Source organism: Bradyrhizobium sp. LA6.1 (assembly GCF_040547805.1).
Classification (GTDB): domain Bacteria; phylum Pseudomonadota; class Alphaproteobacteria; order Rhizobiales; family Xanthobacteraceae; genus Bradyrhizobium; species Bradyrhizobium barranii.
The window spans coordinates 416212-429070 of sequence record NZ_JBEPQK010000005.1 but is presented as its reverse complement, the minus strand read 5'-3'; the positions used below and the strand labels follow the sequence as shown (position 1 = coordinate 429070).

Below are 12859 nucleotides of genomic sequence, written 5' to 3'. Positions count from 1 at the left end.
GACGGACCCGCCGGTTTTGGCAGGCCCGCCCGGCTTGGACAAGCCGCGAAACCATGACAGGTTTCATGCTGCCCTACTTGTCCCAGAGCGAACTCGCCGAAGATCGCCGCTCCGACCTTCGGATGGCCTACCCAAACAGGCGCGGACGTGGTTGATTTGCCGCGACAATTTGATCGTGGGCTACGAGTCGGAAGGATATGTTATGGCCATCATGATGCCCGCGAGCGACCAGACCGTGCTGGCGCGCCGCGCTGAGATCGTGGCTGCATTGCGCGCAATCGTGCCCGGCGAGGGCGTGATCGACAGCGCCTCCGAGATGCGGGCCTACGAATCCGACGGGCTGACGGCCTATCGGCAGCCGCCGATGGTCGTGGTGCTGCCCGACACCACCGAGCAGGTCTCGCTCGTCCTGAAATATTGTGCCGGGCAGGGGATCAAGGTGGTTCCGCGCGGCTCCGGCACTTCGCTGTCCGGGGGCGCGCTGCCGCTGGAAGATGGCGTGCTGCTCGGGCTCGGCAAGTTCAAGCGGATCCGCGAGATCGATTTCGACAACCGCGTCGTCGTCACCGAGCCCGGCGTCACCAATCTCGCCATCAGCCAGGCGGTCGCGCATGCCGGCTTCTACTACGCCCCCGATCCGTCCTCGCAGATCGCATGCTCGATCGGCGGCAATGTCGCGGAGAATTCCGGCGGCGTGCACTGCCTGAAATACGGCATGACCACCAACAACGTGCTCGGTTGCGAGATTGTCCTGATGAGCGGCGAGATCCTGCGCATCGGCGGGAAGTCGGCGGAGCACACCGGCTACGACCTGATGGGCGTCATCACCGGCTCGGAAGGGCTGCTAGGGGTCATCACCGAGATCACTGTGCGCATCCTGCAAAAGCCGGAGACGGCGCGGGCGCTGATGGTCGGCTTCGCGCAGGTCGAGGCGGCCGGCGAATGCGTGGCGCGCATCATCGGCGCAGGCATCATTCCCGGCGGCATGGAGATGATGGACAAGCCGGCGATCCACGCCGCGGAAGCCTTCGTCCATGCCGGCTATCCGCTCGACGTCGAAGCGCTCCTCATCATCGAGCTCGACGGTCCCAAGATCGAGGTCGATGAGCTGATCACGCGCGTCGAGACCATCGCGAACGCTTGCGGTTCGACCACCTGCCAGATCTCGACCTCGGAGGCCGAGCGCAATTTGTTCTGGGCCGGCCGCAAAGCCGCATTTCCGGCCGTGGGCCGCATCTCGCCCGATTATCTCTGCATGGACGGCACGATTCCCCGCGGCGCGCTGCCGAAGGCGCTGGCGCGCATCCGGGAGCTTTCGGAGAAGTACCAGCTCGGCTGCGCCAACGTGTTCCACGCCGGCGACGGCAATCTGCATCCGCTGATCCTCTACGATGCCAACAAGCCCGGCGAGATCGAGCGTGCCGAGGCCTTCGGCGCCGACATCCTGCGCGCCTGCGTCGAGTTCGGCGGGGTGCTCACCGGCGAGCACGGCGTCGGCATCGAGAAGCGCGACCTGATGCCGGAGATGTTCACCGAGATCGACCTCAACCAGCAGCAGCGCCTGAAATGTGCCTTCGACGCGCAGGGCCTGCTCAACCCCGGAAAGGTGTTTCCGACCCTGCACCGCTGCGCCGAGCTCGGCCGCATGCATGTGCATGCCGGGAAGGTGGCATTCCCGGACATTCCGCGGTTCTGACGGTCGATAGCCGGCATGGCGGCGACATGGCGGACGTTCGGATCAGTGTGACGAAAGAAGCGCCGGGCAGGCCGCTGGCGAAGTCGCGCCTGCTGTTCATCGACAACATCCGCTGGTCGATGATCATTCTTGTGCTGAGCATGCACGCAGCCGACACCTACAGTCCGTTCGGCAATTGGTACTATGTCGACCGGCGGGAGACCGGGTTCGGCACGGCCCTCTTCTTCGGCATCTATCAGAGCTTCCTCCAGGCCTTCTTCATGGCCGCGCTATTCTTCATCGCCGGCTATTTCGCGGTCGGCGCCTTCGATCGGAAAGGACTTTCGAAATTTGCGCGTGATCGGCTGATCAGGCTCGGCTTGCCGACTTTGCTCTACATGTTGGTGATCGGCCCACTGACGCAGTATTTTCTGTCATGGACTTGGGGCAAGGGCGGTTTCGGCCATCAATGGCTGACCCATCTGATGGACGGCGAATGGCTTTCCGAGACGGGACCGATGTGGTTTTGCGCGGTGCTGCTGCTGGTCTCGCTCCTCTATGGCCTGATCCGCCAGACTGGATGGCGGGAGCCCGAGGTTGCGCTGTGCGGCACGGGGATTGTTCTGTTCGTTGCGGCCATGGCGGCACTCACCTTCGCCGTTCGCATTGCCATCCACGCCGATACCTCCGTGCTCAACGTTCACCCCGGCGATCTCCCGCAATACGCTCTCATGTTCGCAGCCGGCGCCGTCGGCTATCGCGGCAATTGGATGCTTGGGCTTGCCGCGCGCTCCTGTATCCGCTGGGGACTGCTCGCGCTGTCGCTCTCTGTGCCGCTGTTTGCAGCGCTCGTGCTGTTCGGGGGAGGCCTGCAGGGTGACACCGCGCTCTATGCAGGCGGCTTCAACGTCGTCAGTGCCGGGAAGTGCCTGTGGGAGGCGCTGGTCTGCGTCGGCATGGGTCTCTTGATGCTGGCCGTCTACCGCCGCTATTTCGACGCGCAAGGGCCGGTCGCCAAATGGCTCTCGGACAACGCCTTCGGCGTCTACCTGATCCATCCGCCGATCCTGGTCGGCTTTGCCCTGCTTCTGCACGCACTGCCGCTCTTCGCACTCACGAAGGCGCTACTGCTGACCATGTTGGCCGCGATCGGCAGCTTGGCCGTCTCGGCGCTGATCCTACGCAGATCGCCGCTGCGCGCGATCATATAGTCGTATGCCGCGGTCCAGATCGAACCGCGGCATACGAGCCGGTGTTTACATGAGTGCGTATTGAGCCCGTTCGCGCTTCGCCAGCAGCGGCAGGGCTTCGCCGGCGATCCAGGTCTTGAAATGTGCGCTCTCCTGATGCGCCTTGAAAGCCGCCTCGTCGCGGAACAGCTCGTAGAACAGGAACTGGGCCGGATTGTCCCTGGCGCGCGAGATCAGGAACAACTTGACGCCGTCCTCGCGCTGCGCCTCCGGCAGGAAGCGGTCGAGGATCGCGGCGACCTTTTCGGCCTCGCCGGGCTTGGCCTCCCATTGTGCGACGACGAGCAGGCCGCCGCCGTCGACGGCGTCGCTGAGGGATTTCTGCGTGGCATAGTGGTTCATGGTCCTTGCTCCTTGCTGCTGGGCTTGAGATGACGCCGCCCATGGCGAGAGATAGATCGCCAGGACGGCTCCGAAGGCCCGGATCACCGACCTGCGGCTGAACGCTTCGTGGACACGCGGCACCAGCCGCTGATGTGTCGATCGCATGCTTGTCTCCATCGGTTGGCCTCGATCGCGATCGGCGCCAGCTTGTAGCGAGGGCCTGCCGGCTTTGGTTCGCCGCTGATCGAAGTGTCGATGTCGTGAACGCTTCGATCATGATCGAAGCGTTGTGGTCGCCCGAGCAGGATCCCCGACTGCACCGGCGCTGATCGCCGGCGTCACGCCGCATTTGATTTTGGCGGCGAATTTCGCTACCGCCTTTTCCCGTGGATACGCTCAGGGTCAGAGACGCCAAAGACGTCGAAGAGGTGGTGCGCGCGGCGATTGCCAACGAGCAGCCGCTCGAGATCATCGGTCATGGCAGCAAGCGCAGCATTGGCCACACGATGGCGACCAACGCCGTGCTCGACCTCTCCGCGCTGAATGCCGTCACCTCCTACGAACCCAACGAGCTGATCGTCACGCTCCAGGCCGGCGCCCCGCTGGCCGACGTGCTGTCGCTGATCGATGCCAAGAACCAGCAATTCGCCTTCGAGCCGATGAATACGGCGCCGCTGCTCGGCACGCCCGCGTTGGGCACCATCGGCGGCATGATCGCGGCCGGCCTCGCCGGTCCGCGGCGGATCAAGGCGGGCGGGGCGCGCGATCACCTGCTCGGGGCGCACGCCGTCTCCGGTTTCGGCGACAGCTTCAAGACCGGCGGCAAGGTGGTGAAGAACGTTACCGGCTACGACCTCTGCAAGCTGCTGGCGGGGTCCTGGGGCACGCTGTCGGTGATGACCGAAGTCACGCTCAAGGTGATGCCGAAGCCCGAGGCGGAGCGGACACTGCTGCTGCGCGGGCTCGACGATGCCGCCGCCAACAAGGCGATGACCGCGGCGCTCGGCTCGCCCTTCGACGTCTCCGCCGCCGCGCATCTGCCGAAATCGGCGTTCCGGGCGAAGACCGACGGGCTTGGCGACATCGCCAGCCAGGGCGAAGCGCTAACCGTGCTGCGGCTCGAGGGCATCACGGCGTCCGCAGCGCACCGCGCCGGCTCGCTGCGCGAATTGCTGGCGCCGTTCGGAACCGCGACGCTGGTCGAGGATGTGGCGTCCGCCGCATTGTGGGCCACGATCCGCGACGTCCTGCCGTTCGCGGCCGGCGGTGCAGTTGGGGCCTGGCCGGTGTGGCGGATCGTTTGTCCGCCGGCTTCCGGCGCGGCGCTCGGGACCCAACTGGCGCGCGAGACCGGCGGCGACATCATCTACGATTGGGGCGGCGGCCTGATCTGGGCCGCGCTGCCGCCGAAGGCCGACGCGCATGCCCCGGCCGTGCGCCAGCGCGCGGATGCGGTCGGCGGGCACGCCACGCTGATCCGGGCGGCCGAGGACGTCAGGCGCGGTGTCGACGTGTTCCATCCGCAGGCGCCCGGCATTGCCGCGCTGAGCGATCGGGTCCGCGCCAGTTTCGATCCGAAAACCATTCTCAACCGGGGGCGGCTGACGCGGGGCGCTGCGGCATGAAGACCGAATTCTCACTGGCGCAGCTCGCCGACCCCGACATCGCGGAAGCCGACAAGATCCTGCGCACCTGCGTCCATTGCGGCTTCTGCACTGCAACCTGTCCGACCTATGTGCTGCTCGGCGACGAGCTCGATAGCCCGCGCGGCCGCATCTACCTGATCAAGGAGATGCTGGAGAAGGACCAGACCCCGACGGCCGAGGTGGTCAAGCATGTCGACCGCTGCCTGTCGTGTCTGTCCTGCATGACGACCTGCCCCTCAGGGGTGAACTACATGCACCTCGTCGACCAGGCCCGGGTTAGGATCGAGCAGCGCTATCAGCGGCCGCTGACGGAGCGGCTGTTGCGCCAGGTGCTGGCCTTTGTCCTGCCGAATCCGCAGCTCTTCCGCACCGGCATGTGGCTGGCGCGCCTCGCCCGTCCGCTTGCCGTATTCCTGCCAACGCCGCGGCCGTCGGCGACACCCGGTCTGATCCAGCGCCTCAAGGCGATGCTGGCGCTGGCGCCGAACCGTCTGCCGTCGCCCGGCCCGCTCCCCGGCAGCGTGTTCGCGGCACTCGGCAAGAAGCGCGGCCGGGTCGCGCTGCTGCAGGGCTGTGCCCAGCAGGTGCTGGCGCCGCGCATCAACCAGGCCGCCATCAGCCTCCTCACCCGCCACGGCATCGAGGTTGTCCTGGTCCGGGACGAGCAGTGCTGCGGCGCGCTGACCCACCATCTGGGCAACGACCAGGATGCGTTGGCGCGGGCCCGCGCCAACGTCGCGGCGTGGCGAAAGGAAGCGGCCGGCGAGGGGCTCGACGCCATCCTGGTGACGGCCTCCGGTTGCGGCACGGTGATCAAGGACTACGGCTATCTGCTGCGCGAGGACACGGCGTTCGCCGCCGATGCGGCGCAGGTGTCCGCGCTCGCCAAGGACATCACCGAATTCGTCGCCGGCCTCGAGCTCGCGACCACTACGCCACAGGACAATATCGTCGTCGCCTATCACTCCGCGTGTTCGTTGCAGCACGGGCAGAAAATCACGGGCCTTCCGAAAGAATTGCTTTCCAAGAATGGATTCGTGGTGAAAGATGTGCCGGAGAGCCATTTGTGTTGCGGCTCGGCGGGGACCTACAACATTCTCCAGCCCGAGCTTGCGGGCCGGTTGCGCGACCGCAAGGTCGCCAACATCGCAAGCGTCAAGCCGGACATGATTGCCGCGGGCAATATCGGCTGCATGGTGCAGATTGCCAGTGGCACGTCAGTTCCGGTCGTACACACGATTGAGCTTCTCGATTGGGCTACGGGCGGGTCGCGGCCGGCATTGAATGCCTCGAGCTAGCCTTCGTCCGGAGGTGACGGCTGAAGACGCCCGATCGACCATTGTTCGGCGGCAACAGGAGGACCACGATGGCGAAAGCGAAGAAGAAAAAAAGCAAGAAGGCCAAAAAGGCCAAGAAGGCTGTAGCGGCGAAGAAGACCGCGAAGAGGGCAGCCAAGAAGTCCGCGAAAAAGTCTGCCAAGAAGTCTGCGAAGAAATCTGCCAGGAAGGCCGCCCCGAAGAAGGCCGCCAAGAAGGCTGCGAAGAAGTCGGCCAAGAAGGCTGCCAAGCCGGCTGCACCGAAGAAGGCCGCAAAGAAAGCGGCGCCGAAGAAGGCGAAGGCAGCTCCTGCGCCGAAGCCCTCAGCGCCGGTGGCGGCTCCGGCTCCGGAGCCCGCCGCCGAGACAAGCTGGGCGATGCCTTCGTCTTCTGCGGAGCCGACGCCGGCTGAGGGGCAAGGTTAGGCCCCGAGGTAGGGTCCAAGTCAGGTCCAAGGTGAGGGCAAAGGCTGGGTCCATCCCGACGACAACGACCGACAACAGGAAGGCCGCAGCGGTGACGCTGCGGCCTTTTTGCATCGTCACAATGGTCGCGGTCGGGTTGTCGTTTCTCTTTCGTCAGTCCGATTCGTGTCACAGGCACCACTGCACCGGCGGCTCCCGTATTAATCCGGGCGGCTCTGTGCACTTTGGAATGCAAATAATGTGATCGAGAAGCAACACAGGCGGATAACCTTCTGTGGAATCGTCAGAACGCCCAAAAAGTCGGCAGATGCCCGTGATTTTTGCTTCACGGTTCGCATCCTCCCAGCCAGATTGTCGCGGTAACGAAATTTTGCAGTCAGGTCGTACGGCCCGGGGGGCTTCCGGGAAACCGACTGGGTGGAACTGGTGATGGGGATTGAAATGAAAAAAGTGGCTTTGTTGGCAACGGCGCTGGCAATGGTGACGGGTTCGGCTTTCGCGGCAGACATGCCGGTCAAGGCTCTGAAGGCCCCGCCGCCGCCCGCCTTTGACCCCTGGGATGTCGCCTTCGGCGCCGGCATCATGAGCGATTACATCTTCCGCGGCGTTACTCAGTCGAACCACAATCCGTCGGTCGCCGCCTATTTCGAGCCGCGCTACAACGTCAACAAGGACCTCCAGCTCTACGTCGGTGCGTCCGCGGAGAGCATCTCGTTCCCGAACCGCGCCGCGGCTGAAGTCGACATCTACGGCGGTATCCGCCCGACCTTCGGCATGTTCGCCTTCGACTTCGGTATCTGGGGCTACCTCTATCCGGGCGGAAGCTGCTTCGGTTCGCAGGGCACCCTCGCCCAGGGCAATTGCGGCACCGGCCTCGACAATTCGCAGGGCGCGATCGGCCTGCCGATCAACGGCAACTTCGCCAAGAAGGACGCAAGCTTCTACGAAGTCTATGCCAAGCTGAATCTCAACATCAACGATCAGTGGGTCGTTGGTTTCAACGAGTACTATTCGCCGAACTTCCTGAACCTCGGTGCCTGGGGCAACTACGCCTCGATCACCGCCAAGTGGACCGCGCCGAGCACCACGTTCGGTGCCAGTGGCGTCGGCATGTATGTGTCGGGTGAATTCGGCCGTCAGTGGCTCGGCACGTCCGACATCTTCTACGGCATTGCCGGCGACCCGCTGTACTCCAACGGCATCAAGGAGCCGAGCTACAACACCTGGAACGTCGGCGTCGGCTTCACCTACAAGGTGTTCACCCTCGATCTGCGCTACTACGACACCGACCTCTCGAAGGGCAACTGCAACGCCTTCACCAGCGATTTCTCGGCTACCAACTCTAGCCCTGGTTTCGTGACGCCGATCAATGGCGGCGCGAACGCGGCCACGGCGTTCGGCTCCAACTGGTGCAGCGCGGCCGGCGTCGCCAAGCTCTCGGTCGACCTGACGGCGATGACCAACCTGAAGTAAGTTTCTTCCCGAGACGACCTAACGAGGGCGGCAGAGCAATCTGCCGCCCTTTTGCTTTGGGCGTAGGGTCGTCTGTGAGAGCGCTCGGCCTGCATTGGTTCGGGACGCGCCGCAAGGGCGGCGCTCCCCACCATGAGGGTCTAGGATCTTGCCGCGAGGACAGACCTCATCCTGAGGAGCCCGCCGGAGGCGGGAGTCTCGAAGGATGGCTGCAACGAAGGTCCTATCGAGGTTAGCCTCAGGCTTGGTTGTGCCACCTCAGCTCGCCGCGGTCGGCTCCGCCTGGGCCGGCTCGCCGTCCTTGCCGAGAACGTGGATCTCGCCATCCTTCACCAACGCCACCTTGCGGGTGTGGAAGGCGTCGAGGGTCGAGCGGTGGCCGATCGAGACGATGGTGGCCTGCGGCAGCTTCTCCGCCAGCAGCCGGTACAGCCGGGCTTCCGATGGTTCGTCCAGCGACGCCGTGGCCTCGTCGAGGAACAGATAATCCGGCACGTGCAGCAGGGCGCGCGCGAGCCCCAGGCGCTGCTGCTCGCCGAGCGAGAGCGTCCTGTTCCAATGACCGTCCTCGTCGAGTCGCTCGGCCAGCTTCGGCATGCCGACCGCAATGAGTGCGTCCCGGATTTTCTCCGGTGCGACGGCGCCATGTTCTGCCGGGTAGATGACCGCGTCGCCTAGCGGGCCGATCGGGAAGTAGGGGCGCTGCGGTAGCATCATCAGCTTCGATTTCCCGGGTATGGCGATGGTGCCGGTGCCGAACGGCCAGACGCCGGCGATGGCCCGGAAAAGCGTCGACTTGCCGGAGCCCGACGGCCCGGTCACCAAGACCCGCTCCGCCGGTTGGATCGTGAAGGCATCGGCTGCGACCAGAGGCGCACCGTTCGGTAGCTTCACAAGCAGCTGCTTGAGCGCGATCGCCGTCGTGCTGCCGGATGGTGCAAGGCCGATGGTCGGCTCATGCGTCGGCGGGTGTGCGGCCGAGGCCACCGACATCTCGAAGCCGTCGAGACGGGCGACGATCGCGCGCCATTCCGCCAGCGCCCGGTAGGCCACCACGAAGAACGACAGCGCACCCTGGACGCTCGAGAAGGCCGATGCCGTCTGCATCATGTCGCCGAGCTGGATCTTCTTGGCGAAGAAGGCTGGCGCCACCAGCACGTAGGGAAAGATCACGGCAGCCTGCTGATAGCTCGCCGTGAACGCGGTGAGGCGCTTGGTCCGGCTCATGATGGCGTACCAGTTGCCGATCACGAAGCCAAAGCGACGGAAGAGACCGCCGCGTTCGGCACCCTCGCCCTTGAGCAGCGCGATCTGCTCGGAATTCTCGCGGACGCGGACGAGGTTGAAGCGGAAGTCGGCCTCATAGCGCTGTTGCTCGAAATTGAGATTGACCAGCGGGGCGCCGATCCAGTGCGTCAACGCGGTGCCGAAGATCGCGTAGATCAGCGCGCCCCAGCACAGGTAGCCGGGGATCATGAGATCGGTGCCGAACAGGTGCAGCGGCGCGGCGTTGGACAGGCCCCAGAGGATGATCACGAAGGAGAACAGCGTCACGATCGACGAGAGCAGGCCCAGTCCGATCGTCAGGGTCTGCTCGACGAAGTTCTTGACGTCGTCGGTGATGCGCTGGTCCGGGTTGTCGGCCGCATCGCCCTTGAGCTGCATGCGGTAATGCGTCGAGCCGTCGAGCCATTCGCGGAGATAGTGTTGGGTGAGCCACTGCCGCCAGCGGATCTGGAGCCACTGGTTCAGGTACAGCTTGTAGACCGCCAGCGCGATCGCCGTGAAGGCGAGGCCGATGAAGATCCAGATCTGCGTGACGAAGGCGTCCCAGTCGCTGTTCTGGAGCGCGCTGTAGAACCGGTTCTGCCACTGGTTCACCAGCACGTCGATCGCGACCAGCGCCAGCTCGATCGCGATCACGGCGGCGAGCAGGCCGCGGCCGACCCACTTGTCCTCCGATCGGAAATAGGGGGCGGCGATTCGCCAGACGATCGCGAGCGTGGCGCTGATGTTCTTCACAGAGCTCTGTCTCCTGAGGGGATGTGCACAACGCCCATAGGCCAAATGGCTGTGGCAACGGCAGAAAGCGCTTAGACTAAAGTCGCAAGTTCAGCAATTTGCGTTGGCTTGTCGCAGCTTGCAACCCTAGCATGGGTACAACGGCGCGGGGTGGGGGCCTCCGGGACTTCGCGGGCTTGTGAGCGGACGGGAACCGCCGCACTCGCGAGGAATTCGCGTCCAGCTCGGGGGTTATCGCTTCCAGCGTCAAGCAGGTTCGGCTGTCCACGCGGGCCGCCTGCCGCAACAGGCGTGGGGGAGGAAGACCATGTGGAATCAAGTCTATGACCCGCTGCACAGCCCGGTGCTGTCGACGATCGCGGCGGCAATACCCGTCGTCACGCTGCTGATCCTGATCGCGAGCGGTCGCGTCCAGGCCCATATTGCTGCAATCATCGCCGTGATCGTGGCCAACCTGATCACGATCTTCGTGTTCACCATGCCGGCGAACATGTCGATCCGCGCCTCGATCCTCGGCATCGTGACCGGCTTCTTCCCGATCGGCTGGATCGTTCTCAACGTCATCTTCCTCTACCAGGTGACGGTCACCACCGGGCGCTTCGAGCTGCTCAAGCGCGCGGTCGGCGGCGTCACCGAGGACCGGCGGCTGCAATTGCTGCTGATCGCGTTCTCCTTCGGCGCGTTCTTCGAGGGAGCCTCGGGCTTCGGCACGCCGGTCGCCATCACGGGCGCCGTGCTGATCGGGCTCGGCTTCTCGCCGCTCGCGGCCTCCGGCCTGTCGCTGATCGCCAATACCGCGCCGGTCGCTTTTGGCGCGCTGGGCACGCCGATCCAGGGTCTTGCCTCGGTCACCGGGCTTGATCCCTACATCCTCGGCGCGATGGTCGGACGGCAGTTGCCGATCTTCTCTCTGATCGTGCCGTTCTGGGTGGTGTGGGCGTTTGCGGGTTGGAAGGGCATGAAGGACGTCTGGCCGGCGATCCTCGTCACCGGCGTGTCGTTCGCGGTCCCGCAATTCGTGATCTCGAACTTCATCAATCCTTGGATCGTCGACATCGGGGCGTCGCTGATCTCGATGGGCGCGCTGATCCTGTTCCTGAAGGTCTGGCAACCGAGGCAGCTCTGGTTGTCGCCAGCGTTGCGCGGGAACGATGAATCGGCCTCCACCATGGCCGCGGCCAAGCCGCTCGACAAGACGCCGCTGACGCAGAGCGAGCTGTTCAGCGCGCTGCTGCCATGGATCATCGTCTGCATCGTGATGCTGGTCTGGGGCAACGGCGGCTTCAAGACCTGGGCGAACTCGATCTTCACCTGGAACTATCCCGTTCCCGAGCTGCATCAGATGATCAACAAGATGCCGCCGGTCGCGCCAGGGCCGACCAAAGAGAGTGCAGTGTTCGGCTTCACCTACCTGTCCTTCACCGGCACGGGCATGCTGATCGCGGCGATCATCTCAGGCTTCCTGATGGGTGTCGGTCCCGGCAGGCTGCTGATCCAATACGGCCGCACCATCCGGCTCTGCGCGATCTCGCTGATCACGATCTCGGCGATGCTCGCAATCGGGACGCTGACGCGGCTCTCCGGCGTCGACGCAACGCTCGGCCTCGCCTTTGCCGCAACGGGCGTGCTCTATCCCTTCTTCGGCACGCTGCTCGGTTGGCTCGGCGTGGCGCTGACGGGGTCGGACACCGCCTCCAACGTGCTGTTCGGAAACCTCCAGAAGATCACGTCCGAGCAGCTCGGCCTGTCGCCGATCCTGATGGCCGCGGCCAACTCGTCCGGCGGCGTGATGGGCAAGATGATCGACGCGCAATCGATCGTGGTCGCCTCCACTGCCACCAACTGGTACGGCCATGAGGGCACGATCCTGCGCTTCGTATTCTGGCACTCGATCGTGCTGGCCTCCCTAGTCGGCCTGTTCGTGACGTTGCAGGCCTATGTCTGGCCGTTCACGGCGATGGTGCTGAAGTAGCAGGCCACGTCTCGCTTCAACGCAAATCCCCGCAGGGCTTCGCCTTGCGGGGATTTTTGCATCTGATGCATGATCCGGAAAAGTGCGAAGCGGTTTTCCGAAAAAATCATGCTCAAACAACAACCTGAAGCGCGATGACGATTCGTCCCAATCTCATCGCGCTTTAGCGTCCGCGAACCTTCTCAACTGCGTCGCCGTCTTATAGAAGGTGCCGCAAATCAGGTCGGTCGAGAGGTCTCATGGTTTCGCTAAAGCAGATGGCGTGTTTGGCGGTTGCAATGCTCGCGATGTCCACGCTCGCGCGTGCAGAGGACGGTTTTCCGTTCGGTACCGAGATGACGCTGGAGGCCCTGCCGCAGCCGGGCTCGAAGCGGATTCCGAACATCGAGATCGGCGACAATGGCGAAGTCGTGCTGGAGCTCTGGTGCAAGGGCGGCAAGGGCCAGTTCTCGGTCGCCGGCAACACGGTGATCTTCATGCCCGGCCAGATCCAGGATCGTTCCTGCCCGCCGGCCAGAGCGCAGGCCGACGACGAGCTCGTCGCGGCGCTGAGCAGCGTCGAGACCTGGAAGCGTCAGGGCGACGTGCTGACGCTCGTCGGCCCCAAGCCGCTGCGCTTTCGCACGACGGGGAATTGAGGCGCGATCGCTGTCGTGCCCCGGCTTGACCGGGGCACCCAGTACGCCGCGGCCTCTCGATTCAACCACAACTGTCTCGGAGTACTGGATCGCCCGGTCAAGCCGGGCGATGACGGCG

General features: G+C 64.5%; 10 protein-coding genes. 8 read left to right on the top strand and 2 right to left on the bottom strand.

What is annotated here, in order from left to right; genetic code table 11:
- The first annotated feature begins 202 nt into the window (after positions 1 to 202).
- Both ABIB99_RS15885 and ABIB99_RS15880 read left to right on the top strand, forming a co-directional pair.
- On the top strand, positions 203 to 1696 hold the full coding sequence (locus ABIB99_RS15885; RefSeq protein WP_071909495.1) for an FAD-linked oxidase C-terminal domain-containing protein: 1494 nt from the start codon (positions 203 to 205) through the stop codon (positions 1694 to 1696).
- Positions 1697 to 1722: 26 nt separating this feature from the next.
- Positions 1723 to 2886 carry an acyltransferase family protein gene (locus ABIB99_RS15880; RefSeq protein WP_354176511.1) on the top strand — a complete coding sequence of 388 codons (1164 nt, stop codon included), beginning with the start codon at positions 1723 to 1725 and terminating at the stop codon, positions 2884 to 2886.
- A gap of 45 nt (positions 2887 to 2931) precedes the next feature.
- Here the strand turns inward: ABIB99_RS15880 and ABIB99_RS15875 are convergent, their stop codons facing one another.
- Entirely contained in the window at positions 2932 to 3414 is a 483-nt protein-coding gene (locus tag ABIB99_RS15875; protein ID WP_354176510.1) for a putative quinol monooxygenase, read from the bottom strand.
- A 221-nt stretch (positions 3415 to 3635) separates the two neighbouring features.
- Here ABIB99_RS15875 and ABIB99_RS15870 point away from each other — a divergent pair, with 221 nt between their 5' ends.
- The 4 genes from ABIB99_RS15870 to ABIB99_RS15855 all read left to right on the top strand — a co-directional run bounded on the left by ABIB99_RS15870 (position 3636) and on the right by ABIB99_RS15855 (position 8109).
- Positions 3636 to 4874 carry an FAD-binding protein gene (locus tag ABIB99_RS15870; RefSeq protein WP_354176509.1) on the top strand — a complete coding sequence of 413 codons (1239 nt, stop codon included), beginning with the start codon at positions 3636 to 3638 and terminating at the stop codon, positions 4872 to 4874.
- Positions 4871 to 6193 carry a glycolate oxidase subunit GlcF gene (gene glcF, locus ABIB99_RS15865; RefSeq protein ID WP_354176508.1) on the top strand — a complete coding sequence of 441 codons (1323 nt, stop codon included), beginning with the start codon at positions 4871 to 4873 and terminating at the stop codon, positions 6191 to 6193. The genes ABIB99_RS15870 and glcF overlap by 4 nt, the downstream gene beginning before the upstream one ends.
- A gap of 68 nt (positions 6194 to 6261) precedes the next feature.
- On the top strand, positions 6262 to 6636 hold the full coding sequence (locus ABIB99_RS15860; protein WP_071909499.1) for a histone: 375 nt from the start codon (positions 6262 to 6264) through the stop codon (positions 6634 to 6636).
- A gap of 441 nt (positions 6637 to 7077) precedes the next feature.
- Positions 7078 to 8109 carry a TorF family putative porin gene (locus tag ABIB99_RS15855; RefSeq protein ID WP_071909500.1) on the top strand — a complete coding sequence of 344 codons (1032 nt, stop codon included), beginning with the start codon at positions 7078 to 7080 and terminating at the stop codon, positions 8107 to 8109.
- A gap of 258 nt (positions 8110 to 8367) precedes the next feature.
- On the opposite strand, the gene ABIB99_RS15850 is transcribed toward ABIB99_RS15855, so the two are convergent.
- Positions 8368 to 10131, bottom strand: a complete 1764-nt coding sequence (locus ABIB99_RS15850; protein ID WP_354176506.1) for an ABC transporter ATP-binding protein/permease — start codon at positions 10129 to 10131, stop codon at positions 8368 to 8370.
- A gap of 307 nt (positions 10132 to 10438) precedes the next feature.
- Here ABIB99_RS15850 and ABIB99_RS15845 point away from each other — a divergent pair, with 307 nt between their 5' ends.
- Both ABIB99_RS15845 and ABIB99_RS15840 read left to right on the top strand, forming a co-directional pair.
- A complete protein-coding gene (locus ABIB99_RS15845) occupies positions 10439 to 12103 on the top strand; it encodes an L-lactate permease (protein WP_135214805.1) in 1665 nt (554 codons plus the stop codon).
- A gap of 239 nt (positions 12104 to 12342) precedes the next feature.
- Positions 12343 to 12741 (top strand): META domain-containing protein, encoded by a 399-nt coding sequence (locus ABIB99_RS15840; RefSeq protein WP_354176504.1) that lies wholly within the window; start codon positions 12343 to 12345, stop codon positions 12739 to 12741.
- The last annotated feature ends 118 nt before the right edge of the window (positions 12742 to 12859 follow it).

Excerpts from the sequence above, each read along its gene's own strand:
- ABIB99_RS15885 (WP_071909495.1), top strand. The coding sequence starts at position 203 with ATGGCCATCATGATGCCCGCGAGCGACCAGACCGTGCTGGCGCGCCGC.
- ABIB99_RS15880 (WP_354176511.1), top strand. The coding sequence starts at position 1,723 with ATGGCGGACGTTCGGATCAGTGTGACGAAAGAAGCGCCGGGCAGGCCG.
- ABIB99_RS15875 (WP_354176510.1), bottom strand. The coding sequence starts at position 3,414 with ATGCGATCGACACATCAGCGGCTGGTGCCGCGTGTCCACGAAGCGTTC.
- glcF (WP_354176508.1), top strand. The coding sequence starts at position 4,871 with ATGAAGACCGAATTCTCACTGGCGCAGCTCGCCGACCCCGACATCGCG.
- ABIB99_RS15860 (WP_071909499.1), top strand. The coding sequence starts at position 6,262 with ATGGCGAAAGCGAAGAAGAAAAAAAGCAAGAAGGCCAAAAAGGCCAAG.
- ABIB99_RS15855 (WP_071909500.1), top strand. The coding sequence starts at position 7,078 with ATGAAAAAAGTGGCTTTGTTGGCAACGGCGCTGGCAATGGTGACGGGT.
- ABIB99_RS15845 (WP_135214805.1), top strand. The coding sequence starts at position 10,439 with ATGTGGAATCAAGTCTATGACCCGCTGCACAGCCCGGTGCTGTCGACG.
- ABIB99_RS15840 (WP_354176504.1), top strand. The coding sequence starts at position 12,343 with ATGGTTTCGCTAAAGCAGATGGCGTGTTTGGCGGTTGCAATGCTCGCG.